This is a genomic window from Actinomadura sp. 3N407 (assembly GCF_052245875.1).
Taxonomy (GTDB): domain Bacteria; phylum Actinomycetota; class Actinomycetes; order Streptosporangiales; family Streptosporangiaceae; genus Spirillospora.
The window spans coordinates 144,732-167,129 of record NZ_JBQQBP010000003.1 but is presented as its reverse complement, the minus strand read 5'-3'; the positions used below and the strand labels follow the sequence as shown (position 1 = coordinate 167,129).

Annotated in this window: 19 protein-coding genes; 10 read left to right on the top strand and 9 right to left on the bottom strand. The window is 73.2% G+C overall.

The features are described from left to right. The first annotated feature begins 169 nt into the window (after positions 1 to 169). The gene (locus tag ACTWPP_RS08520) at positions 170 to 874 is read left to right on the top strand and encodes a DUF1707 SHOCT-like domain-containing protein (protein WP_443103569.1); all 705 of its coding nucleotides are present in this window, start codon (positions 170 to 172) and stop codon (positions 872 to 874) included. 335 nt (positions 875 to 1,209) lie between these two features. Here ACTWPP_RS08520 and ACTWPP_RS08515 read toward each other — a convergent pair whose 3' ends face one another. The 3 genes from ACTWPP_RS08515 to ACTWPP_RS08505 form a co-directional block, all read right to left on the bottom strand. Beyond that, positions 1,210 to 1,971 (bottom strand): sirohydrochlorin chelatase, encoded by a 762-nt coding sequence (locus tag ACTWPP_RS08515; protein WP_443103568.1) that lies wholly within the window; start codon positions 1,969 to 1,971, stop codon positions 1,210 to 1,212. Then, positions 1,953 to 2,663 carry a phosphoadenylyl-sulfate reductase gene (locus ACTWPP_RS08510; RefSeq protein ID WP_443103567.1) on the bottom strand — a complete coding sequence of 237 codons (711 nt, stop codon included), beginning with the start codon at positions 2,661 to 2,663 and terminating at the stop codon, positions 1,953 to 1,955. The genes ACTWPP_RS08515 and ACTWPP_RS08510 overlap by 19 nt, the downstream gene beginning before the upstream one ends. 205 nt (positions 2,664 to 2,868) lie before the next feature. Next, on the bottom strand, positions 2,869 to 4,536 hold the full coding sequence (locus tag ACTWPP_RS08505; RefSeq protein ID WP_443103565.1) for a nitrite/sulfite reductase: 1,668 nt from the start codon (positions 4,534 to 4,536) through the stop codon (positions 2,869 to 2,871). 785 nt (positions 4,537 to 5,321) lie between these two features. On the opposite strand from ACTWPP_RS08505, the gene ACTWPP_RS08500 reads away from it, so the two are divergent. From ACTWPP_RS08500 to ACTWPP_RS08490, 3 genes are all read left to right on the top strand, one after another. Continuing rightward, on the top strand, positions 5,322 to 6,470 hold the full coding sequence (locus ACTWPP_RS08500) for a YihY/virulence factor BrkB family protein (RefSeq protein ID WP_443103564.1): 1,149 nt from the start codon (positions 5,322 to 5,324) through the stop codon (positions 6,468 to 6,470). Positions 6,471 to 6,509: 39 nt separating this feature from the next. Next, positions 6,510 to 7,529 (top strand): phosphotriesterase family protein, encoded by a 1,020-nt coding sequence (locus ACTWPP_RS08495; RefSeq protein WP_443103562.1) that lies wholly within the window; start codon positions 6,510 to 6,512, stop codon positions 7,527 to 7,529. Positions 7,530 to 7,677: 148 nt separating this feature from the next. Further along, the gene (locus ACTWPP_RS08490) at positions 7,678 to 8,382 is read left to right on the top strand and encodes a phosphoribosyltransferase (protein WP_443103561.1); all 705 of its coding nucleotides are present in this window, start codon (positions 7,678 to 7,680) and stop codon (positions 8,380 to 8,382) included. Between the two features lie 284 nt (positions 8,383 to 8,666). On the opposite strand, the gene ACTWPP_RS08485 is transcribed toward ACTWPP_RS08490, so the two are convergent. From ACTWPP_RS08485 to ACTWPP_RS08470, 4 genes are all read right to left on the bottom strand, one after another. Then, the gene (locus tag ACTWPP_RS08485) at positions 8,667 to 8,963 is read right to left on the bottom strand and encodes a WhiB family transcriptional regulator (RefSeq protein ID WP_075901375.1); all 297 of its coding nucleotides are present in this window, start codon (positions 8,961 to 8,963) and stop codon (positions 8,667 to 8,669) included. Between the two features lie 185 nt (positions 8,964 to 9,148). Further along, the gene (locus tag ACTWPP_RS08480) at positions 9,149 to 10,054 is read right to left on the bottom strand and encodes a sucrase ferredoxin (RefSeq protein ID WP_443103560.1); all 906 of its coding nucleotides are present in this window, start codon (positions 10,052 to 10,054) and stop codon (positions 9,149 to 9,151) included. A 109-nt stretch (positions 10,055 to 10,163) separates the two neighbouring features. Beyond that, a complete protein-coding gene (locus tag ACTWPP_RS08475) occupies positions 10,164 to 11,735 on the bottom strand; it encodes a glycerol-3-phosphate dehydrogenase/oxidase (protein WP_443103559.1) in 1,572 nt (523 codons plus the stop codon). Then, positions 11,732 to 12,370, bottom strand: a complete 639-nt coding sequence (locus ACTWPP_RS08470; RefSeq protein ID WP_443103558.1) for a TetR/AcrR family transcriptional regulator — start codon at positions 12,368 to 12,370, stop codon at positions 11,732 to 11,734. The genes ACTWPP_RS08475 and ACTWPP_RS08470 overlap by 4 nt, the downstream gene beginning before the upstream one ends. 73 nt (positions 12,371 to 12,443) lie before the next feature. Here ACTWPP_RS08470 and ACTWPP_RS08465 point away from each other — a divergent pair, with 73 nt between their 5' ends. From ACTWPP_RS08465 to ACTWPP_RS08445, 5 genes are all read left to right on the top strand, one after another. Then, on the top strand, positions 12,444 to 14,081 hold the full coding sequence (locus ACTWPP_RS08465; protein ID WP_443103996.1) for an FAD-binding oxidoreductase: 1,638 nt from the start codon (positions 12,444 to 12,446) through the stop codon (positions 14,079 to 14,081). 3 nt (positions 14,082 to 14,084) lie between these two features. Beyond that, the gene (locus ACTWPP_RS08460) at positions 14,085 to 15,017 is read left to right on the top strand and encodes a diacylglycerol/lipid kinase family protein (RefSeq protein WP_443103557.1); all 933 of its coding nucleotides are present in this window, start codon (positions 14,085 to 14,087) and stop codon (positions 15,015 to 15,017) included. A 430-nt stretch (positions 15,018 to 15,447) separates the two neighbouring features. Further along, entirely contained in the window at positions 15,448 to 16,962 is a 1,515-nt protein-coding gene (locus ACTWPP_RS08455) for a metallophosphoesterase family protein (RefSeq protein WP_443103556.1), read from the top strand. A gap of 156 nt (positions 16,963 to 17,118) precedes the next feature. Beyond that, the gene (locus ACTWPP_RS08450) at positions 17,119 to 17,634 is read left to right on the top strand and encodes a DUF4234 domain-containing protein (RefSeq protein ID WP_443103555.1); all 516 of its coding nucleotides are present in this window, start codon (positions 17,119 to 17,121) and stop codon (positions 17,632 to 17,634) included. Positions 17,635 to 17,765: 131 nt separating this feature from the next. Next, entirely contained in the window at positions 17,766 to 19,598 is a 1,833-nt protein-coding gene (locus tag ACTWPP_RS08445; RefSeq protein WP_443103554.1) for a bifunctional 3'-5' exonuclease/DNA polymerase, read from the top strand. On the opposite strand, the gene ACTWPP_RS08440 is transcribed toward ACTWPP_RS08445, so the two are convergent. Both ACTWPP_RS08440 and ACTWPP_RS08435 read right to left on the bottom strand, forming a co-directional pair. Continuing rightward, positions 19,580 to 20,266, bottom strand: coding sequence for an SGNH/GDSL hydrolase family protein (locus ACTWPP_RS08440; RefSeq protein ID WP_443103553.1), 687 nt, complete (start codon positions 20,264 to 20,266; stop codon positions 19,580 to 19,582). The genes ACTWPP_RS08445 and ACTWPP_RS08440 overlap by 19 nt on opposite strands. A gap of 11 nt (positions 20,267 to 20,277) precedes the next feature. Continuing rightward, on the bottom strand, positions 20,278 to 21,666 hold the full coding sequence (locus tag ACTWPP_RS08435) for an MFS transporter (RefSeq protein ID WP_443103552.1): 1,389 nt from the start codon (positions 21,664 to 21,666) through the stop codon (positions 20,278 to 20,280). A 112-nt stretch (positions 21,667 to 21,778) separates the two neighbouring features. Between ACTWPP_RS08435 and ACTWPP_RS08430 the strand changes: the two genes are divergently transcribed. Continuing rightward, on the top strand, positions 21,779 to 22,396 hold the full coding sequence (locus ACTWPP_RS08430) for a TetR family transcriptional regulator C-terminal domain-containing protein (protein ID WP_443103551.1): 618 nt from the start codon (positions 21,779 to 21,781) through the stop codon (positions 22,394 to 22,396). Positions 22,397 to 22,398 lie beyond the last annotated feature (2 nt).

Genomic DNA, 22,398 nt, shown 5'->3' with positions numbered 1-22,398 from the left:
TGCTGCTCCCACAACGTTCACACCATTGCCACGCAGGATACAGAACCCCGTTCGGGCAACCATTGATCCTGCCGTCAGCGTGCCCGGACGTCCATCCTCCTCAAGTGGTGGGGCGATCTCGTCCGCGCGGCGGATTGTCCCGCGGCCGCAGGGGCATACCTTCGAAATCATGAGTCAGTCCAGTCCGCAGCCGGAGCGGCCCCCCTCATGCCGCCCGCGGGACCGGCGGCAGGGCCCGCACCCCGACCGGCCCGCCACCGACGCCCTCGACCCGGGCCCCGACGCGATACGGGCGTCCGACGCCGAGCGGGAGGCGGTCGTCGAGCGGTTGCGGATCGCCTCCGTCGAAGGACGGCTCACCTTCGAGGAACTGACCGAGCGCAGCGAGGCCGCCTACGCGGCCGTCACCCGCGGCGACCTGGAGCACATCACCGACGACCTGCCCGGCATGGGCGCCCCCGGCGCCAACCCCGCGCCCCGCCAGGTCAAGCGCAAGTTCAGCGCCATCATGGGGGACTGCAAGGAGAGCATCGTCGGCCGCATCGACGGGCCGCTGGAGGCCGTCTCGGTGATGGGCGACGTCGTGCTCGACCTGCGCGGCGCCCAGGTCCCCACCGGCGAGATCCACATCTCCGCCACCGCCGTGATGGGCGACGTCAAGATCATCGTCCCGGACGGCGTCAGCGTCGAGCTGTCCGGTCACGCCTTCCTCGGCGACCGCAAGATCGCCGTCCGCGAACCCCAGCCCGGCGCCCCCGTCCCGGTCGTCCACGTCACCGCCCACGCCGTCATGGGCGACGTCAAGATCGTCGACGATGAGCACCACGCCCCGCTCCGCCGCGCCATCGCCTCGTGGTGGCGCGACAAGAAGTAGCTACCGGCGGCGGGAGTCGTCGTGGCGTTCGGCCTCCTCGACGCCCTCTTCGTCGGGCGGAAGCGTGTCCGGGTGCTCGCTCTGCACGCCGGGCGTGCCCGTGCCGCTGGTGCCGCGCCGATCGGGGCGGGTGAGGGCGGGAGGACGGTAGGCCGAGCGGAGCTCGTCGTTTGATTGGTGGCGGGTGGGGGCTGGCGGACGGTCCGGCCGCGAGCGTCGGAGTCCTCGTTGACCGGAGCGAAGTCGCGGTCGTGCGTCTCTTCTGGCTCGTGTCCGAGATCCTCACGCTTCATGGCGGCCCCCATACCCGCCCAGCCGGGCGCCGAACGCCGCGATCAGACGGCCGCGGCCGTACGGGCCGTCTCCAGGGCCTCGTCGTAGCGGTGGACGATCAGGTCGGCGACCTCCGGGGCCGCGCCGAGGGCGGGGGAGACCGCGGCGGCGCCGGCGGCCAGCGCCGCCGTCCGGACCTTGTCGGCGAAGTGCCCCGGGGCCAGGAAGTACGACGCGACCGCCACGCGCGGGGCACCCGCGTCCAGCAGAGCCGTCACCGCCTCGGCCGGCCCCGGCCGGGCCGCCGACGCGTAGGCCGGGACCACGTCCCGCCAGCCGCGCGGCCGCCACTCGCGCGCGAGCCGCGCGATGGTGGCGTTGGCGGAGGCGTGGCTGGACCCCGCCGACACCAGCACGACCGCCGTGTCGGGGTCGCCGGGCGCCACGCCGGCGTCGGACAGGCGGCGTTCCAGGGCGTCCGCCAGCAGCGGGTGCGGGCCGAGCGTCCCGGCGGTGCGCAGGCGCATCCGGGGGTGCAGGCCGCGCACCCGGTTCAGGACGCCGGGGATGTCGGTCCGGCTGTGGTACGCGGCGGTGAGCAGCAGCGGCAGCACGACCGCGCCGGCCGCGCCGTCCCGGGCGAGACCGTCCAGGACGCGGTCGGGCGCCGGCGCCGCGTGATCCAGGAACGACGCGTGGACGGGGACGTCGGGGCGGCGGTCCCGCACGGCGTCGAGCAGCTCGGCGACGGTCGCGGCGGCACGCGGGTCACGGCTCCCGTGCGCCACCGCCACCATCGGCCTGCTCACAGGTGGATACCGCATTCGGTCTTGCCCGATCCGGCCCAGCGGCCGCTGCGCGGGTCCTCGCCGGGCGCGACCGGACGGGTGCACGGCGCGCAGCCGATCGATGGATAGCCGTCATAGTGCAGGGGGTTGACGAGCACCCCGTTGTCCTCCATGTAGTTGTCCATGTCCTCCTGGGACCAGTCCAGGATCGGGTTCACCTTGACCATGCCGCGCTTGCGGTCCCACTCGACGACGCGGCGGTCGCGGCGGCTGGCGGTCTCGTCCCGGCGGATGCCGCTGAACCAGGCCATGTAGCCCTCCAGCGCGCGGCCGAGCGGCTCCACCTTGCGCAGGTGGCAGCACAGGTCCGGGTTGCGGCCGAACAGCCGGGGGCCGAGCGAGGCCTCCTGCTCCTCGACCGTGCGGGACGGGGTGACGTTGATGACGTTCACCGGGTAGACGGCCTCGACCGCGTCCCGGGTGCCGATCGTCTCGGCGAAGTGGTAGCCGGTGTCGACGAACAGCACGTCGATGCCGGGCTTGACCTTCGACACCAGATGGATCAGCGACGCGTCCGACATGGACGAGGTGAGGCAGATGCGGTCGCCGAACGTGGCGACGGCCCAGCGGATGACCTCCAGCGTGGGCGCGCCGTCCAGCGCGACGGCGGCCGATTCGACGATGTCTTCGAGGTCAAGGTTAGGTCTGTCGGTCTCCAGAAGAGTCACCGAGGGATCTCCTTGCTCGCGGTGTGGGGAGCGCCGACACCGAGGAATTTCAACGTGAAGGAACGGACACAGTCGGGGCAGAACCACGAACCGTGCTCTTCGCGCGGTTCGAGATGCTCTTCGCCACAGTAAGGGCAGTAGAAGGGCGCCATCCGCTCGCCTCCGCCCGCGTGCGGGGGACCGGCGCCCGGGTTCGCTCCGCTCATCACTTGAGGTCCGCTTCGTCCGCGCGACGCACCCATTCGGCGAAGGTCTCGCCCTCGTCGCGCTGCTTATCGTAATTGCGGACGACCCGCTCGATGTAGTCGGTCAGCCCCGCAGAGGTGGTCTTCAGCCCGCGGACCTTCTTGCCGAACGAGGCGCCGAGCTGCCCGCCCAGGTGGATCTGGAACCCCTCGACCTGGTCGCCGTTCTCGTCCACGACGAGCTGGCCCTTCAGGCCGATGTCGCCGACCTGGATGCGGGCGCAGGCGTTCGGGCAGCCGTTGACGTTGATGGTGAGCGGCTGGTCGAAGTCCGGGAGCCGCTCCTCCAGCTCGTCGATCAGGTCCATGGAGCGCTGCTTGGTGTCGACGATCGCGAGCTTGCAGTACTCGATGCCGGTGCACGCCATCGTCTGGCGCCGGAACGTGGACGGACGGACCTGCAGGTCGTGCTCGGCCAGCTCGTCGGCGAGCGCCTCGGTGTTCTCCTCCGGGACGTCGAGGATCACCATCTTCTGCTCGATGGTCGTGCGCACCCGGCCGGAGCCGTACCGGTCGGCCAGCTCGCCGATGACGCCGAGCAGCTCACCGTCCACGCGGCCCACGCGCGGGGCGAACCCGACGTAGAAGCCGCCGCCCTTCTGCGGGTGGATCCCGACGTGGTCGCGGCGGGAGCGCGGCGCGGCGGGCTCGGGGCCGTCCGGCAGCGCGTACCCGAGGTACTCCTTCTCCAGCACCTCGCGGAACTTCGCCGCGCCCCAGTCCTTCATCAGGAACTTCAGCCGGGCGCGGCTGCGCAGCCGCCGGTAGCCGTAGTCGCGGAAGATCGAGGTGACGCCGTGCCAGACCTCGCTCGTCTGCTCCGGCTTGACGAACACGCCGAGGCTCTGCGCGAACATCGGGTTGGTGGACAGCCCGCCGCCGACGAACAGCTGGTAGCCGGTCTCGCCCAGCTCGTTCACCACGCCCACGAACGCGATGTCGTTGATCTCGTGGACGGTGCAGTGCGAGGTGCAGCCCGACAGCGCGGTCTTGTACTTGCGCGGCAGGTTGGAGAACTCGGGGGAGCCGATGTAGCGGTCGTGGATCTCGCGCAGGTCGCGGGTCGCGTCGATGACCTCGTCGGCCGCGATCCCGGCCAGCGGGCAGCCGAGGATGGTGCGCGGGACGTCCCCGCACGCCTCCATCGTGTGCAGCCCGACCGCTTCGAGAGCCTCCCAGATCGCCGGGACGTCCTCGATCCGCACCCAGTGCAGCTGGACGTTCTGCCGGTCGGTGATGTCGGCGGTGCCGCGGGCGTACCGGGTGGAGATGTCGGCGATGGTGCGGAGCTGCGGGCCGCTCAGCTGCCCGCCGTCGATCCGCACCCGCATCATGAAGTAGCGGTCCTCGAGCTCCTCGTCCTCCAGCGCGCCGGTCTTGCCGCCGTCGATGCCGGGCTTGCGCTGGGTGTACAGGCCCATCCAGCGGAACCGGCCGCGCAGGTCGGCCGGGTCGATCGAGTCGAAGCCGCGCTTGGAGTAGATGTCGATGATGCGGCGACGGACGTTCAGGCCGTCGTCGTTCTTCTTGTTCTCTTCGTTCTTGTTGAGCGGTTCGCGGTAGCCCAGGGCCCATTGGCCCTCGGCCTTCTTGCGCTTGATCGCGGGTGGCACGGCGCGCGTCCTCATCTGTGGTCGTGAGGGACGCGTAGCGCACCGGCAGTCTGAGGCAGCCGGCTCGACACTGAGCAGGGTGAGGTCAAAGATGACGCCGATGCGCCACGCGGCCCGCTGAGCAGGGGCGTGGTCGGGGCGTCACCGACAGATCGCGCTGCGGACGCGCAGGAAGTCCACGTGCCGGCGCTTGGCCAGCAACGGATCCGCAGCAGTCATACCTGAACTCTGACACGTGGTCTCGTGGGCTGTCCAGTTCCGTCCGGCATGCGGACGGGTGAGATGCGTCATTCCCGAGCCCGGCCGGCCGCACGGGTCACCGTCCGCTGCACTAGGGTGCGGAGAGTGAGGAGTCGCCTCGCCGCCGGGCGGGCCGGGAGAAGAGGTCAACCCTGCCTCCTCCAGTTCACGGGAGGCTCCGCGGATGGGGCGGCATCCGTTCCGGCCTCGCGTCGTCCGTCCTCGGGCGGTGGGGAGACCGGCTGGTGCTGGCAGTCGCACCAGGATCCACCGCGGCACTTCTCGTGGCGGCGCTCCCGGCATGACTGGCATATCACGTCTTCCATTGTCACCGATGAACGCCGGTGCCCGGTTCACCGGCGGACGGTGGAAACGATCATGATCCGGATGACGTTCCGAGTCGTCGAAGCGGGTATGAGCCAAGGGATGTGTGGGGGACGCGCCACACGCCGGTGCGACGATCGGGCGGGGGAGGCGATCGGGACGCGACGCGCAAAGCGGACCACTGAAATGGGCGATGCGGCATGTTCCGGACCCGTCACGCTTTACGGTGGGGCGGTGTGACCACCGTCTCCGACGCCGAGGGCGTCCCCTCGGCCGGGGACTCCGATCCGGACGGGAGCCCGAGCGGCCCCGATGCCGCGCCCGGCCCCGATGCCGCGCCCGGCCCCGATGCCGCGCCCGGCCCCGAGCCGCCCGGCCCCGAGCCCGGCGACGGGCCGGACGACCCCGGCCCGCGCGACCGGGCCCCGCTGCGCGCCCGCGTCCGCGCGGGCGTGGGCGCGGCGCCGGGAGTCGCCTGGGCGCTGACCAAGGGCACCGCCGCCGGCGCGTTCCGCTACCGGGTGACGGGCCTGGCCGCCGAGGCCGCGTTCTTCGCGCTGCTGTCGCTGCCGCCGCTCGTCATCGGGCTGATCGGCACGATGGGCCACCTGCGCGGGCTGTTCGGCCCCGGCACCGTCACCGAGGTCCGCACCTGGGTGATCGAGCAGGCCCGCACCGTGCTGACGGGACCGGCGGTCGACACGGTCGTCGTCCCGCTGCTCAACGACGTGATCCGGGGCGGCAGCCCCGACATCGTGTCGGTCAGCTTCCTGATCTCGCTGTGGGCGGGATCGCGGGCGACGAACGTCTACATCGACACGATCAGCATCGCCTACGGGCTGTCCGGCATCCGCGGCGTGATCCGCACCCGGCTGCGCGCGTTCTTCCTCTACCTGATCGGCCTGCTCGTCATGCTGGTCGTCATCCCGCTGCTGGTGGCGGGGCCCGCGCTGGTGCGGCAGGTGCTGCCGGAGAGCGCCGAGTTCGTCCAGGCGCTGTACTGGCCGGTCGTGGTGAGCCTGTCGATCGTCTTCCTCGCGACGCTGTACCACCTGAGCGTCCCGGTGCGGACGCCCTGGCGGCGTGATCTGCCCGGCGCCGTGCTGGCGCTGCTCATCTGGATCATCGGCAGTTTCGGCCTGCGGCTCTTCCTTGCCGGGTCGCTCAGCGGGGTGTCGGTGTACGGGTCGCTGTCCGCCGCGATCGCGGTCCTCGCCTGGCTGTACGTGGCGGCGCTCGCGGTGCTGATCGGCGCCGCGCTGAACGCCGAGATCGACCGGCTGTGGCCGACCGCCGACACCGCGCGGGCGCGGGCCGTCCGCGATGAGGAGGCCGGGGAGCCGGAGGCGGACGGGGACACGGAGAGTAAAAACAACCCCGGATGAGGTCCTGATAAGGCAAAACATGTCGTAACCTCGCCTGACATGACCCCCCGTGAGGAGACCGGCCGGCTCCGGACCGTGACCGGCATGATCGCGACGTCCGACATCACCGGGCCGGTGCTCTCCCACGAGCACCTGCAGATGGACCTGCGCTGGCCGCAGCGCCCGCAGCTGGTCGAGTCCGACCCGGGCCGCTGGCTGGACGAGGAGAAGGCCGTCCAGCGGGAGCTGACCGGGCTGCGCAAGGAGCACGGCCTCGGCCTCGTCGTCGACCTCACCTGTTCCGGCATGGGACGCAACGCCGCCGCGCTCGCCCGGATCAGCGCGGGCGCCCGGGTGGCCGTGGTCGCGGGGACGGGCGTGTTCACCGAGCCGTTCCATCCCGCGTGGGTCCGCGAGACCCTCGCGGCGGAGTCGCCGAGTCATTCCGCGGGGACGGCCTCCCGGCAAGAGCCGTACGGCCCGTCCGGTGTCGAGCGGCTCGCCGAGCGGCTGCTCGCCGAGGTCGGCTTCGGCATGGACGGCACCAACTCCCTGCCGGGCGTCATCGGCGAGATCGGCACCTGGGGCGAGGCGCCCACCGAGACCGAGGAGCTGTGCCTGCGCGCCGCCGCCCGCGCCGCCCGCTACTCCGGGCTGTCGGTGGCCACCTACGGCCGTGCGGGCCTCGCCCAGCTGGAGATCCTCACCGCCGCCGGGCTGTCCCCGGACCGTGTCGCGGTCGGCCAGCAGGACCGGGTGGACGATCTCGGCCAGCACCGCAAGATCGCCGAGACGGGCGGCTATGTCTCGTTCGGCACGCTGGGTCTCGCGGGCGAGGACCACGCGGCCATCGGCGCGCGCGTCCGCTGCGTCATGGGCCTGCTGGAGGCCGGGCACGCCTCCCGGGTGCTGCTGAGCACCGGCGTCTCCCGGATGGCCCAGGTCACCCGGTACGGCGGCGCCGGCTTCGGGTACCTGTTCGACACGTTCCTGCCCGCCCTGCGCGCCGCCGGGGCCGACGACGCCACCCTCGACGCGATCCTGCACGACAACCCGCTGCGCTGGCTCACCGGTTCCTGAGCACGTTCACCGGTTCCTGAGCGCGTTCACCTGCGGCGGGGCGGCCTTGTCGGGGTGCCCTTGAGGTGAAACGCCGCAAGTCGGCGTTCCCGGGGTCTGTGGGCGCGGCGGGAGTGGGTAGGGGTGTCCCCGGAAGGGGGTGGAGCCGATGTCCTGGAACAGATCCGCACGCGAAGACCTCCAGCAGACCGAGACCGTCCGGCTCCCCTACACCGACCGTGCCGAGGCGGGCCGGGTGCTCGCCGAGCGGCTCGCGCCGATGGGGCTGGACGGCGCGTCCGTCCTCGCGCTGCCGAGGGGCGGCGTCCCCGTCGGGCATGAGGTCGCGCGGCGGCTGCGGTCCCGGCTCGAAGTCCTGGTGACCCGCAAGATCGGATACCCGCCGCAGCCGGAGCTGGGCGTCGGGGCGATCGCCGAGGGCGGCTCGCCCGTGTTCGACGCCGATCTGCTGCGCCGGCTGGGGCTGCGCGAGGAGGACCTGGAGGCCACGGTGGCGGCCGAACGCGCCGAGCTGGGCCGCCGGGTCGAGGTCTACCGGCGCGGGCGGCCGCTGCCGGAGACGGCGGGCCGGCCGGTGATCGTCGTGGACGACGGCCTCGCCACCGGCGGGACCGCGCGGGCCGCCGTGCGGGCGATGCGCGAGCGCGGGCCGTCCCGGCTGGTCCTCGCGGTGCCGGTGGGCGCCGCCGAGACCGTCCGCGGCCTGGAGGCCGAGGTGGACGACATGGTGGTGCCGGCCGCGCCGTGGGAGTTCCGCGCGGTCGGCCAGTGGTACCGCGACTTCGAGCAGCTCACCGACGACGACGTGATCGCCTGGCTGGACCGGGCGGCGCGGGACCGGGAGACGGGCTGACCGGCGCCGCCCGGCCGGGCCTCCGGGCGGGGCGGCGGTGAAAATGGTGCGGCGACTTTCTGAAAAATGGCCGCGCCGCGAGGACGGTTGCGGTAAAAGCGCGGTTCCGCGGAAAGTCGGGTGCGGCGTGACTCACATGTGACGCACATGTGACGAAGCGCCCGGACCCGGTCCGTGTGGACCGGGCCCGGGCAACGCAAACGGCCCCGCGGGGCGGGGCCGTGTCGTTTTCGGTGGCGTGCCGGGGTTCGCGATGGGAGCGTTTTGGCGGCCTGCGTACTCGGCTAGGCGGCGTTGGCGCGACGCATCCGGCGGCGGCGCTCGGACGCGCGCTCGTCTTCGTTCAGACCGCCCCACGTGCCGTACTTCTCGGGCCTGGACACCGCGTAGTCCAGGCAATCCGTGCGGACGGGGCAGCCCATGCAGATCTGCTTCGCCTTGCGCTCGCGGATCTCCCGCTCGGGCTGACGCTCGCCGTCGGGACCGAAGAAGAGGACGAGGTCTTCCCCCCGGCACGCCGCGGCGTCCTGCCAGCCCCAGCTGGGACGAGGGAGGTTTGCCTGCCGACGTACCTGAGCCATGGAACACCCACCTTGATTGGTTTCGAACAATTTCAGGACATGGACGCTCGACATGCTTCAGGCGACATGAAGTCAGAAGCGCCGAATGGTCCAACGTCCAGAGTTGCCGCTCTGTTCCCCGTCCGGTTAAGCCGGAAACCTGGGGACGTGCGACACAGAGACCCTCGAATGGGGCCTCAGAGAGATTACACGAGGGCCGCCTCGTTGAGAAGGGTGAGTTCCCTAACAAGGTAGGTTTTCAGGTTCTCCCCGCAGTCGGGCCCGCACGGGGCCGTCTGCTCGACGGCCTCCACGACGACCCGGTAACGGCTCTCCTGTACTGCAACGACCGCTTCGTACCGAGATGTTCCCGTGATCGAGCGTACGGTCACGTCGTCCAGCCCGAGGCGGCCGGTGTGGGCGCGGACGAAGTGCTCGGCCGCCTGGGCGGGCTCGGGCGTCCCGGCGCGTCCGCGCAGCCTGTCCAGGACGACCTCGCCCCGCAGGTAGGCGTCCGCCGCCGTCATGGCCTGGGTCTCGCCGAGGTCGCCGTAGTAGAGCCCGTGTGGAAGACATACCAAATTCGCCGCAAATCGGTCACCGCCGACATGGGTGGTTTCCCACACGAGGCGATCGAAACGCGCGGTGAGGGCACGGGCCAGCGGCCCCCCGCTGCGGGCGCAGCAGACATTGCGGCGACCGTGGGTGCAGACCAGCAGGACCGGCTCGGTCACCTGCTCCCCGAGGCCCGGCGACCGGCCGGCCGCGAGGGCGTCCAGATCGACCCCCGCCAGCTCCGCCGGGTCGGCGAGTTCGCGTCCCTCGATCCAGACCTCGCTCCCGCGCGAGAACGCGGCGTAGACCTGGAGGGGCGGGGTGCCGCGGCGGCGTCCCGCCCGGCGGATCAGCTGGGGCCGGACGCCCGCCTCCTGGGCGGCGCGCACGGCCTCGGCGACCGGCGCGGGCCTCGCGAGGTCCTCGACCCGCTCGGGCCAGGGGCCGGGATGCTCGACGAGCAGCCAGGCGCGCGCCTTCGCCGTCGCGCTCGCCAGGCACGGCCGCTCGCCGGTGTGGCTGCCGGGGCAGTGCCCGCAGCCGGTGCCGCGCGTCAAAAGGAGACCCCCGTAGATCTTCGATCGCTTAGGTAAGGGTAACCTAACGTATCCCGTCCAAACCAGCACGGCGGGGTCGGACGGGGCAGCCGGGGGCGGGTGGGGTAGATCAGCGCAGCGCGGCGCGGGGCAGCAGCGCCTCCGCGGCGGGCAGCGCGGCCTCCCGGTCGGCCGCGACGAGCCCGATCCGGGTGCGGCGGTCCAGCAGATCGCCCGCGTCGAGGGCGCCCTCGTGCCGCACCGCCCAGGCCAGCTCCACGCCGAGCACCGGCAGCCCCGGGGCGACCGGTTCCAGCAGCGCCGGGTCGTCCTTCGCGAGCGCGGCCAGCAGCGGCGCCTCGGCCCCGTACCGCTGGACGAGGCGGGACGGCGCGTCCAGCGCGTCCAGCCGGTCCCGCGACGCGGCGCCGACGAGCGGCAGCCGCGCGGTCCGGCTCGGCGCCGTGTCGAGCCCCCGGACCCGCGCCGCCGCGTCGACGGCGTCCTGCGCCATCCGCCGGTAGGTGGTGAGCTTGCCGCCGACGATCGTGACGACGCCGTCCCGCGAGGCGAGCACGGCGTGCCGCCGGGAGATGTCGGCGGTGTCGCGGCCGTGCCCGAGATCCAGCAGGGGGCGCAGACCGGCGAACGCGCCGAGCACGTCCCCGCGCCGCACCGGGACGTCCAGCGCCGAGCCGAGGATGTCGAGCAGGAACCCGATCTCGCCCGCCGTCGGCTCGGGCACGTCCGGGATCGGCCCTTCCGCGGGCTCGTCGGTGAGGCCGACGTAGACGCGGCCGTCGCCCTGCGGCAGCACCAGCAGGTACCGGCTGACCGCACCCGGGATCGGGATCTGCATCCCGGCCGACAGGCCGCGCAGCGTCTCCGCCCCGAGCACGATGTGGGTGCCGCGCGACGGGTTCAGCCGCACCCCCTCCACCAGGCCGCCCGCCCAGACGCCGGCCGCGTTCACCACCGAACGCGCCCGGACGGTGATCTCCCGGCCGGTCAGTTCGTCGCGGACGAGCGCGCCGTCGCCGGCGAGGGTGACCGCGCGGCAGCGGGTGAGGATGCGGGCGCCGTACCCGGCGGCGGTCCGGGCGAGCGCGGTGACCAGGCGCGCGTCGTCGGCGAGCTGGCCGTCCCACGACAGCAGCCCGCCGCGCAGCCCGTAGGGCCGCAGCGCGGGCGCGAGCCGCAGCGTCTCGACCGCCGACAGGCGGCGCGGGCCCGGCAGCACCGAGCGCGGCGTGCGCGCGGCGAGCCGCAGCGCGTCCCCGGCGTGCAGCGCGGCGCCGACGGCCAGCGCGCGGGAGCGGGACACCAGCGGGGTCAGCGGCATCACGAACGGCAGCGCGCGGACGAGGTGCGGGGCCGTGTGCCGCATCAGCGCGCCGCGCTCGACCGCGCTCTCGTGCGCCACGTCCACCTGCGCGGACGCGAGGTAGCGCAGCCCGCCGTGGATCAGCTTGGAGCTCCACCGGGACGTGCCGAACGCCAGGTCGTGGGCGTCGATCGCGGCGACCGACAGGCCCCGGGACGCGGCGTCCAGCGCGGCGCCCGCCCCCGTCGCGCCGAGGCCGACGACCAGGACGTCCACCACCTCGTCCGGCAGGGCGGCGAGCTCGCGTTCCCTGCGCGCCGCGTTGAGCGAGGTCCGGGGGACCTGGGAGGTCCGTGCGTCGAATTCTGGTGTGTTCAAGGCGCGAGCATCCTTTCCAGGATGTGGCGGAGTTCGGCGTCGAAGGCGTCGGAATCGAGGTCGGGGTCGGCGTCGTCGAGCATCGTCGGCGCCGACAGCACGAAGGACTGGACGACCAGCAGCACCGAGCGCGCCTGCCGGACCGGGTGGTCGGGGCGGATGGTGCCGTCGGCGTGCCCGGCCCGGAGCGCCTCCTCGAACAGCTCCAGGAACACCAGCTGGCTGGCGCCGCAGCGGTCCAGGACGTAGGGGAGCAGCAGCTCCGGATCCACCTCGATGATCTTGCGGAGCAGTGGGTGGTCGCGGAACGCCCGCACGCCGGTGACCAGCCCGTCCACCATCCGGGGCCGGACGGGGCGGCCGTCGTCGGGCGGCTGCAGCGTGTCGCCGAGCCCGACCCATTCGCGGGTCATCAGGTCGGCGACGATCGTGCGGACGTCCGGCCATCGGCGGTAGAGCGTCATCCGCGACACGCCGGCGCGGCGGGCGATGTCGGTCAGGGTCGTCCGGCGCACCCCGACGGCCAGCACGCAGTCGCGGGCGGCGTCGAGGACGGTGTCGTCCGCGGTCCGGCCGCCCGGCCCGTTGCGCTCCGGCGTGTCGCGCCCCACCTTGTTGTGACGATTCGACGTCATGTGTCACAGTGTAAGCACAGAATCGAGGCCGGCGGCAGGCCGACGACGGGAGGCGCGGGTGGAGACGCGGGACATGCTGTGGAGCGGCTGGGGCGACCCCGGCCGGGCCGCGCCCCTGCCGGAGCAGGTCGTGGGCCTGCTGCACGACATGCTCGGCGTCCGGCCCGCCGAGCGGCCCCCGGTCGCCCTCGCCGACATCGAAGTCCGCGACACCCGGCTGTCCGCCGGCGACCTGACCGCGCTGGCGAAGATCGTGGGTGACCGGAACGTCCGCGCCGACACCGAGACGCGCGTCCGGCACACGCGGGGCAAGTCGACGCCCGACCTGCTGCGCATCCGCGCCGGCGACACCGCGGACGCGCCGGACGCGGTCGTCCTGCCCGGCACCCACGAAGAGGTCCTGCGGGTGCTCCGGGCCTGCGCCGGGCGCCGCGTCGCGGTCGTCCCGTTCGGCGGCGGCACCTCGGTCGTCGGCGGCCTGGCGCCGGCCGGCGTCGACGCGTTCATCGCCCTCGACCTGCGCCGCATGGACGCCCTGGTCTCGGTCGACGAGGTCACCCGGACCGCCGTCCTGCAGCCCGGCCTGCGCGCCCCCGGCGCCGAGGCGCTGCTGGCCGAGCGCGGCTACACCCTCGGGCACTTCCCGCAGTCGTACGAGTGGGCGTCGATCGGCGGGTTCGCGGCGGCGCGGTCCAGCGGGCAGGCGTCCGCCGGATACGGCCGTTTCGACGACATGGTCGTCGGGCTGACCGTCGCCACCCCGGAGGGCCCGCTCGAACTCGGCCGCGCGCCGAAGTCCGCCGCCGGGCCCGACCTGCGGCAGCTCGTCCTCGGCTCGGAGGGCGCGTTCGGCGTGATCACCTCCGTGACCGTCCGGATCCATCCCGTCCCGGAGGCCAGGGAGTACGAGGGCTGGCGGTTCGCGTCGTTCGACGAGGGCGCCGCCGCGCTGCGCCGGCTCGCCCAGGACGGGCCGATGCCCGCGGTGCTGAGACTCTCCGACGAGACCGAGACCATGGTCGGGCTGGCCGACCCGACCGCCATCGGGGCGCCGAGCGGGGCTCGTCCGTTGGATGGTGGTGGGCGGGGGCTGGAGGACGGTGGGTCGTCCGCCGGATGCCTGGCCGTGCTCGGGTTCGAGGGCACCCGGGCGCGGGTCGCCGAACGGCGCGCCCAGGCGGCGGACGCGCTGCGCGCCGCCGGCGGCGAACCGCTCGGCACCGGGCCCGGAGAGAAATGGGAGCACGGCCGCTTCAACGCCCCCTACCTGCGCGACTCGCTGCTGGACGCGGGCGCGTTCGTGGAGACGCTGGAGACCGCCGCGTTCTGGGCGGACGTCCCCGCGCTGTACCAGGGCGTCCGGGCCGCGCTGATCGGCGCCCTGTCCGGTGCCGGGACGCCGCCGCTGGTGATGTGCCACATCTCGCACGTGTACCCGTCAGGCGCGTCCCTCTACTTCACCGTCGTGTCCGCGCAGGGTAAGGATCCGGTCGGGCACTGGGAGGTGGCCAAGCGCGCCGCCAACGAGGCGATCATCGACGCGGGCGGCACGATCAGCCATCATCACGGTGTGGGCACCGACCATCGCGACTGGTACGCCCGGGAGATCGGGCCGCTGGGCGCCGCGGTGCTCCGCGCCGTCAAGGACCGGGTGGATCCGGCCGGGATCCTCAACCCGGGCGTCCTCGTCCCGCCGGCCGCAGGGGAGTGACCCATGAGCAAAGCGAACCGGGAGGGCGCCGGTGACGGGGGCCCGCGTTCGTTCACCGCGATCGTCAACCCGGCGGCGGGCGGCTCCGCGTCCGCCTCGTCGCTGATCACGCTGGCCCGGCTGCTGCGCGAGGCGGGCGCCGACGTCGCCGTCGAGTACAGCCGCGGACTGGAGCACGCCACGGACGTCGCCCGCGCCGCCGCCGGGACCGGGCGGGTGGTGCTCGGCGTGGGCGGCGACGGCATGGTCGGCTGCGTCGGCGGCGCCCTGGCCGGAATGGACGCCGGGACGGGCGCGGTCTTCGGTATCGTCCCGGCGGGCCGCGGCAACGACTTCGCGCGGCAGCTCGGCATCCCGTCCGGTCCGGAGGAGCTGGCCAAGCTGCTGCTGGAGGGCGAGCCGCGCGCCGTGGACACCATCGACGCCAACGGCACGGCCGTCCTCGGCAGCGTCTACGCGGGCGTGGACGCCGTCGCCAACGACAACGCGAACAGGACGCGGCTGCTGCGCGGTTCCGCCGCCTACTACTTCGGGGCGCTCCGCGCGATCATCTCGTGGCGGCCCGCCGACTACCGCATCACCGTCGACGGCGAGTCGCGCGAGCGGCAGGGCTACACCGTCGTCGCCGCCAACTCCGGCTACTACGGGTTCGGCAAGCACATCGCGCCCGACGCGAGGGTGGACGACGGGCTGCTGGACGTGATCCTCATCCGGCACGCGCCCAAGAGGCTCTTCTTCTCGGTCATGCGGGAACTGGAGGACGGCTCGCACGTGCGGCGGCCCGAGGTCGAGGTCATGCGCGGCCGGGAGGTGCGGATCGAGCTGACCGGCCCGCCCGGCCGGACGCTCCCGTACGGTGCGGACGGCGAGCTGCCGGGGACGCTGCCCGTCACGGCCCGGGTGATGCCGGGCGCTCTCCACGTCCTGGCGCCCTGACCAGCGGGTTCATCGGTGTCCCAGGGTTTGGCCCGAAGTTTGGGACAGTTTACGCCAGCATTACGGTCTCTCGGATAGCGTCAATTACGTCCCGCTAAGGGACCGTTGGGGCCGTCTGCGGAGGCATCATGAGAAGGCGACTGAGCTCGCCGTTCTGGGGGGACTCATGATGAACGCAGGCGCCCTCGTCGTGGTGGCGCCGGCGTCTCTGGGGGTGGCGCCGGCGTCCACCACGCGCACGCGCTGACCGCGCCTCTCCGCACCGGGGAACATCACACGCCGGGTTACGGCAAGTCCGCTTGACTGCCGAGATCGCCTCCGGACAGGCTGTGGGCACCCCCTATCCGAACCTTTTCGTCCCCGGCGGGCCATCGGAAGCCGGCCCGAGTGACGCCGGGACGAGAGGGCTCGTCCTGCCCGGAGGCGTTCTGTGTGTGCCGAGGAGAATTCCGGTCCCGACAACTCGCGCACCTCTGAGGCGGGCGCCGGGTGGGCCTGCCAGAAACCCGGCACCTTCAACGACCTGCTTCCCGAGCGCGTCACCGATTTCTCCTGGCGCCGCCCGAGGGTGCTGTGGCGGTCCCGCAACGACGTCCTCGCGAGCCTGTTCGGCGATCCCTCGAACGCGATCCGCCGCCGCTGCGTCGACGCGCTGCGCGAGCGGGGGGCGCCGGCCGCGTTCACCGTCCACCGCTCGGAGCCGGAGTTCTCGTTCGCCCTGCTCGGCGACACCGGCGAGGGCGACCGGTCGCAGTACGCGGTGGTTCCGCCCCTGCTGCAGGCCGCCGCCGGCACCGACTTCATGATCATCGCCAGCGATGTGATCTACCCGGCCGGGGACGCGGACGAGTACCCGGACAAGTTCTTCCGCCCCTACAAGGACTATCCGGCCCCCATCTACGCCGTTCCCGGCAACCACGACTGGTACGACGGTCTGCGCGGCTTCCTCCACGTCTTCTGCGAACTGGACGTGGACTGCTCGCCGCCGCCGTGGCGCGGCCCCCTCTCATTCGTGCCCCGCCTGCTCTGGCGCCACCCGGGCGACGTCGACTCGCACATGCTCGGGGAGGCCCGCCGACGGCACCGGGGCGCGCCGGGCCAGCAGTCCGTCCAGCCCGGACCGTACTGGGCGATCGACACGCCGTCGCTGCGCATCATCGGCATCGACACCGGGATCACCGGCACCGTCGACCGCGGCCAGGGCCGCTGGCTGCGGGAGGTGTCCGCCGGCCCGAAACCCAAGCTGCTCGTGACCGGAAAACCGCTGTACGTGGACGGCGAGCACCGTCCCGGCAAGATCCAGGGCGGCGGGACGGTCGACGAGGTCGTCCGGGACCCGGCGCACAACTACGTGGCGGCGATCGGCGGCGACATCCACAACTACCAGCGCTACCCGCTGGCGGCCGGCGACGGGCGGACGATCCAGTACGTCGTCGCCGGCGGCGGCGGTGCGTTCATGCACGCGACCCACACGATCCCGCGGACGCGCGTGGTGGAGGAGGACGTGTTCCGCTGCTACCCCCTGCGCGGCGACTCCCTCTCCCGCTACAGCAGGCTGTACGGCCGGTGGCTGCGCCTGCCCCGGTTCTTCGAACTCACTCCCGAGGAGGCCACGGCCGCCGTCCGGCACCGGCTCGGCATCAGACCGGGCCGCGGCTACAAGAGCCCCGAGCCGTCCTTCCGCGCCCGCCTCGTCGCGTCGCTCCTGGGCGTCCCGCGCGGGGACCGGCGCCGCCCCCGGATGCTGCGGGTTCCCGTGCGCAAACTGCCGCAGCGCTTCCGCTCGGAGCTGGCGGACTGGGACGACCCGCCGTTCTTCAAGAGCTTCCTGCGCGTGGACGTGACGGAGTCGCGGCTGCGGATCCGCTGCTACGCGGCCACGGGCTGCGGCGACCACGAGAAGGCTCCGCCGTGCGAGGATGAGGTCACGATTCCGTTGCGCTAGCCCCGGCGCATTGGAGAATCCACCAGAAAAGTCGACAAAGGCGGCGAGCCTGCCCCACGACGTGCGCGGACGCGGTTACAGTCTTGGCTCACCAGACGGGTGACCGGTAACGGGCGGTCGGCCGCAGATCGACCGCGTCCTCAGGAGAGCAACTCAATGAGCTACCCCCAGCAGGGTCAGGGCCAGCCACAGCAGCAACAGCAGCAGGCCTACCAGGGCGGTTACGCGCCCGCCCAGAAACAGCAGCAACAGCAGGCCCCCGTCGCCGTCGGCGCCGGCGCCAACATGAAGCGCCGCAACCCGGTCGGCGCCTGGCTCGGCCTGCCCATCATCACCTTCGGGATCTACGGCCTCGTGTGGTTCTTCAAGGTCCACAACGAGCTGCACGCGTACGACCGCCGCATCGACAACGCCGCCGTGAACGCGCTGCTGTCCATGCTGTTCGGCGCGATCACCCTCGGCATCTGGCCCCTGATCATGTGGGTCAAGCTCGCCGGCCGCATCGCCGCGGCCCAGCGCGCCGCAGGCCTGCCCGCGACCTGCAGCGGAGGCATGGGCTTCCTGCTCGGCATCCTCGGCTTCGGCGTCCTCTACTACCAGATCCAGCTCAACAAGGTCGCCGACCGCTACGGCGACACCCCCGCAGGCCAGCAGGTCTCCCTGGTCGCATGATCACCTAGGGGCTACGGCCCTGGCCCCGCACGAGACCCGCACCGGACCCCTCCGCCACCACCCGTCGCGGAGGGGTCTTCGCGTGCACCCCCAGGCGGGGAATGTCGGTGGCCGGGGCGAGAATCGGCGGTGTGAGGATCGCGGTGGCCGCCGGGGCGCGGGGCGGGGGAGTGCTGCGGCCGCTCGGCGAGGACGGGATGCCCGCCGGGCCGGTCCAGGTCGTCCCCGATCTGGTGGCGGCCGTCGTCGAGCGGGAGCGGGACGAGGCGCCGCGGTGGGTGTGGTCGTCAACGGCGCGGATCTATCCCCCGCTGCTGAACGCGGGCGTGCGGGTGGGGCGGTGCCATGACCTGGAGCTGGTCGAAAGTCTCCTGCTCGGCCACGCGGGACGGTACGGGGAGCCGCGCTCCGTCCGGGCGGCGTGGGCTCGGTCGCGCGGGGAGCCGGTGCCCGCGGACCGTCCGCCGCACGAGGAGTCGGCGCAGGCGTCGCTGTTCGACGATGCCGACGAAGGGGACGGGGGCGCCGACGACATCGAGCAGGTCGTCGCGGTGCACGCGGAGCAGCAGCGCGCCATCGCCGGGCTGGACGGGTTCGCGCTGCTCGCGGCGGCGGAGTCGGCCGGGTCGCTGGTGGCGGCCGAGATGGGCCACGACGGGCTGCCGTGGTCGGCGCAAGAGCACGACGCGCTCCTCACCGAGCTGCTGGGGCCGCGTCCCTCCGGCGGGCTCCGGCCCCGCAGGCTCCAGGATCTCGCCGACCGGATCAGCGCGGCGTTCGGGCCGCGCATGCACGTCAACCCCGACTCCCCGGCGCAGATCCTGAAGGCGTTCGCGGCGGCGGGGCTGCCGATCCCGTCGACGCGCGCGCACGTCCTGAAACGGCTCGACCACCCGGCGGTGCCGCTGCTGCTGGAGTACAAGGAGCTGGCGCGCCTGCACACCGCGCACGGCTGGGCGTGGCTGGACACCTGGGTGAGCGGTGGACGGTTCCGTGCCGATTACGTGGTCGGCGGCGTGGTGTCCGGCCGGTGGGCGACGAGCGGCGGGGGCGCCCTGCAGATCCCGCGCGTCCTGCGGAAGGCCGTCGTCGCCGATCCCGGCTGGTCCCTCGTCGTCGCGGACGCGGCCCAGCTCGAACCCCGCGTGCTGGCGGCCCTGGCGGGCGACCGCGCTTTCACCGAGGCGGCGGCCCACGGTGACCTTTACGAGGCCCTCTCCGACGCCTTCCAGACGGACAAGAGCGAGCCGAGCGGAGCTCGTCGATTGGATGGTGGTGGGTGGGGGCCGGAGGACGGTGGGAGGGGGCTGGAGGACGGTGGGCTGAGCGCGCGGGACAAGGCGAAGCTCGCGCTGTTGTCCGCCATGTACGGCGGCGGGACGGGCGAGGCGGTGCAGCTCCTCGCCGTCCTGAAGAACCGGTTCCCGGACGCGTTCGAGTACGTGGAGGCCGCCGCGCGGGCCGGGGAGCGCGGGGGGCTCGTCCGGTCCCGGCTCGGCCGCACCTGCCCGCCGCCGTCCGCGGGCTGGCGCGAGCTGACCTCGGCGGGCGACGACGAGGCCGCCGAGCCGCGCCAGGGCCCGGCCGCGCAGGCGCTGCGCAGCCGGGGCCGCTTCACCCGCAACTTCGTCGTCCAGGCCACCGCCGCCGACTGGGCACTCGCCCTCCTCGGCTCGCTGCGCCGCCGCCTCACCACACTCGGCCCACCGTCCTCCGGCCCCCTCCCACCGTCCTCCGGCCCCCTCCCACCACCATCCAACGGACTAGCTCCGCTCGGCACGCCCCGGCTGGTGTTCTTCCAGCATGACGAGGTCATCGTGCACACCCCCGCCGAGCTGGCCGCGGACGTCGTCGCCGCCGTCCACGCCTCGGCGGACGAGGCGCGGCGGCTGCTGTTCGGCGACACCCCGGTCGTGTTCCCCATGGAGATCGCGGTGGTGGACCGTTACGCCGACGCCAAGTGATCGGCCATGGCACGGATGGTGTTGGCGGCGGCGAAGGCGTGCCCCCGGGCGTTGAGGTGCAGCTGGTCGCCGCCGTAGATGCCGGGGTCGGCGGCGACCGGGTGGTCGTAAGGGTTGGCGACGTGGCAGGCGCCGTGCTCGGCGGCGACGTCGGCGGCCACGGCGTTCAGCCGCCGCGTCCGGGACGACATGACCTCCCGGTAGCGGGACGGGCCGAGCCCGGCGACGGTGATGTCCAGCAGCCCGATCGTGACGACGTCGGCGCCGGCGGCGCGGAACGCGGAGACCATCGCGGCCAGTTCGCGCCGCACCTCGTCCACGTCGAAGTGCGGGCGGAGCATGTCGTTGCCGCCGGCGGCGACGACCGCCAGGTCGGGGCCGAACGCGAGCGCCGGGTTCAGCTGCTCGGCCGCGATCTGCGCGGCGACGAGGTCGCGGCGGCCGAGGTTGAGCGCGGTGAAGCCGGGCGTCACCGCGCCGAGGGCCTCCTCGACCCGGTCGGCCCACGACATGTCGCGGTAGCCGGGCACGGGTTCGCGGACGCCTTCGGCGACGCTGTCGCCGATCGTCACCATCCGCGTCCAGGGCGCGCCGGCCAGCAGCGCGGCGGCCTCGGCGGCGGGCAGGACGGCCGGGTCCGTCCATTCGGACAGGGTCGTCTCGGTCATCTCGTCTCCCATCAGGACTTGGCGGGCCGGACGGTCAGCGGCAGCCCGGCGAGGGCCGCGCCGCCGGCGGCGAGTGTGCAGAACAGGTAGATGGCGGTGAAGTCGCCGTGCACGGCGTGGGCGGGCAGCAGCGCGGCGAGGACGGCGATGCCGAGCGCGCCGCCGAGTTGGCGCGCCGTCGTGTTGAGGCCGGTGGCGCCGGCGAACCGCTGCGGGTCGACCGACAGCGCGGCGGCGGACGCGGTGCCGGTGCTGAGCATCCCCATGCCCGTCCCGACCAGCAGCCCGACGGGGAGCCAGAAGGTGAGGAAGTGCGGCTCGGACGGTAGCGACGCGAACGCCCACGTCCCGGACGCGACCATGATGAGCGCGCCTCCCGTCACGGCGGGCCGCACGCCGATGCGGCCGGTCAGGCGGCCCATGACGATCGCCGCCGCGGTGGCGGTGAGGGCCCCGGGCGTCGAGGCGAGGCCCGCCTTGAGGATCGAGTAGTCCCACTGGGCGGTGAGGTAGAGGACGCCGAGCAGCAGCCACGAGTACAGGGCCGTCCCGTACAGGAACGAGGCGGCGTTGGCGAAGGCGAACCGGCGGCTGCGCCACAGTGAGATCTCCAGCGCGGGAACCGGGTGCCGCGCCGACCGCCACAGCGCCAAGGCGACCATGGCCGCGCCGCCGATCAGCAGGGCGAGCGTGCGGGTGTCCGTCCAGGCCCAGTCGCGGGTCTGGGTGACGCCGAGCGCGACCCCGCCGACGCCGCCGCCGAGCAGGACCGTGCCGATCAGGTCGGGAAGCCGGCCGTGACCGCCCTCGGCGCGGGGGAGGCGCAGCCCGCCGAGCAGCATGGCCAGCCCGAACGGCACGTTGATGATGAACAGCGACCGCCAGCTGAACTGGTCGACGAGGACGCCGCCCAGGCTGGGGCCGATGGCGGCGGCGAACGCGCCCGCCGCGCTCCACAGCCCGATGGCGCCGGCGCGCCGCCCGGCGGGCGTGTCGCGCAGCAGCAGAGCCAGGGACGCGGGGATCATCGCGGCCGCGGCGGCGCCCTGAACGCCGCGCGTCGCCAGCAGGACGGGCACGTTCGGCGCGAGGGCGCAGCCCAGTGAGGCCAGCGTGAACAGCCCGACGCCCCACTGGTACAGCGTCCGCCGGCCGAGGAGGTCGGCGAGCCGCCCGGCGGGGGCGAGCAGCGCCGCGAACAGCACGGCGTACAGGGTGATCATCCAGGTCAGCCCGGACAGCGAGGAGCCGGGGAAGTCGGCGCGCAGGTCGGGGACGGCCAGGTTGGCGACGGTGGCGTCGAGCATCGCCAGGAACGTCGCCCCGGCGGCGAGCCAGGGCACGTCGCGCCGCGCGGCGGGGCCCGCGGCGGCGGGCGGCGCGGTGGTCTCGGCGGTCATGGGCAGGCCTCCAGAAAATTAAACGAACGATCGTACAATCTTCTATGGACACGGGCTCCGTCAAGGGTTCGGCGCATTGACTTTGTACGAACGGTCGTGCAGATTAGAGGCCGTGAGCACCGACGGACGCCTTCTCAAGGGCGAGCAGACGCGCAGGACCATCCTCTGCCGCGCCGCCGACATCGCCTCGGCGGAGGGCCTGGAGGGGCTGTCGATCGGCCGGCTCGCCACCGAACTGGGGGCCAGCAAGAGCGGCGTGTTCACGCACTTCGGCTCCAAGGAGGAACTGCAGCTCGCGACCGTCCGCAAGGCCGTCGACGTCTACCGCGAGCACGTCGTCGAGCCCGCCCTCGCCGTCCCCAAGGGCCTCGGCCGCGTCCGTGTGCTCCTGGACGCCTGGCAGCGCTACCAGCGCGAACCCGTCTTCCCCGGCGGATGCTTCTTCCACTCCACGATGGCCGAGTTCGACGCCCGCCCGGGCCGCGTCCGCGACGCCATCGCCGCCTCACAGCGCGACTGGCGCGACTTCATGGAACGCTGCATGCGCGAGGCGCGGGACCTCGGCGAGATCGACGCGTCCGCCGACATCCCCCAGCTGACGTTCGAACTGGACGCCGTCTGCCGCACCGGATCGGCCCACGCGCTCCTCCACGACGACCCGGCCTTCTACGACCGCGCGGCCCGCGCGATGAACGCCCGCCTGGCCGCCGTCGCGACCTCCACCGCCTGAAC

Excerpts from the sequence above, each read along its gene's own strand:
- ACTWPP_RS08520 (WP_443103569.1), top strand. The coding sequence starts at position 170 with ATGAGTCAGTCCAGTCCGCAGCCGGAGCGGCCCCCCTCATGCCGCCCG.
- ACTWPP_RS08460 (WP_443103557.1), top strand. The coding sequence starts at position 14,085 with ATGAGCAAAGCGAACCGGGAGGGCGCCGGTGACGGGGGCCCGCGTTCG.
- ACTWPP_RS08450 (WP_443103555.1), top strand. The coding sequence starts at position 17,119 with ATGAGCTACCCCCAGCAGGGTCAGGGCCAGCCACAGCAGCAACAGCAG.
- ACTWPP_RS08495 (WP_443103562.1), top strand. The coding sequence starts at position 6,510 with ATGACCCCCCGTGAGGAGACCGGCCGGCTCCGGACCGTGACCGGCATG.
- ACTWPP_RS08470 (WP_443103558.1), bottom strand. The coding sequence starts at position 12,370 with ATGACGTCGAATCGTCACAACAAGGTGGGGCGCGACACGCCGGAGCGC.
- ACTWPP_RS08465 (WP_443103996.1), top strand. The coding sequence starts at position 12,444 with ATGCTGTGGAGCGGCTGGGGCGACCCCGGCCGGGCCGCGCCCCTGCCG.
- ACTWPP_RS08490 (WP_443103561.1), top strand. The coding sequence starts at position 7,678 with ATGTCCTGGAACAGATCCGCACGCGAAGACCTCCAGCAGACCGAGACC.
- ACTWPP_RS08440 (WP_443103553.1), bottom strand. The coding sequence starts at position 20,266 with ATGACCGAGACGACCCTGTCCGAATGGACGGACCCGGCCGTCCTGCCC.
- ACTWPP_RS08505 (WP_443103565.1), bottom strand. The coding sequence starts at position 4,536 with ATGAGGACGCGCGCCGTGCCACCCGCGATCAAGCGCAAGAAGGCCGAG.
- ACTWPP_RS08485 (WP_075901375.1), bottom strand. The coding sequence starts at position 8,963 with ATGGCTCAGGTACGTCGGCAGGCAAACCTCCCTCGTCCCAGCTGGGGC.
- ACTWPP_RS08435 (WP_443103552.1), bottom strand. The coding sequence starts at position 21,666 with ATGACCGCCGAGACCACCGCGCCGCCCGCCGCCGCGGGCCCCGCCGCG.
- ACTWPP_RS08515 (WP_443103568.1), bottom strand. The coding sequence starts at position 1,971 with ATGCGGTATCCACCTGTGAGCAGGCCGATGGTGGCGGTGGCGCACGGG.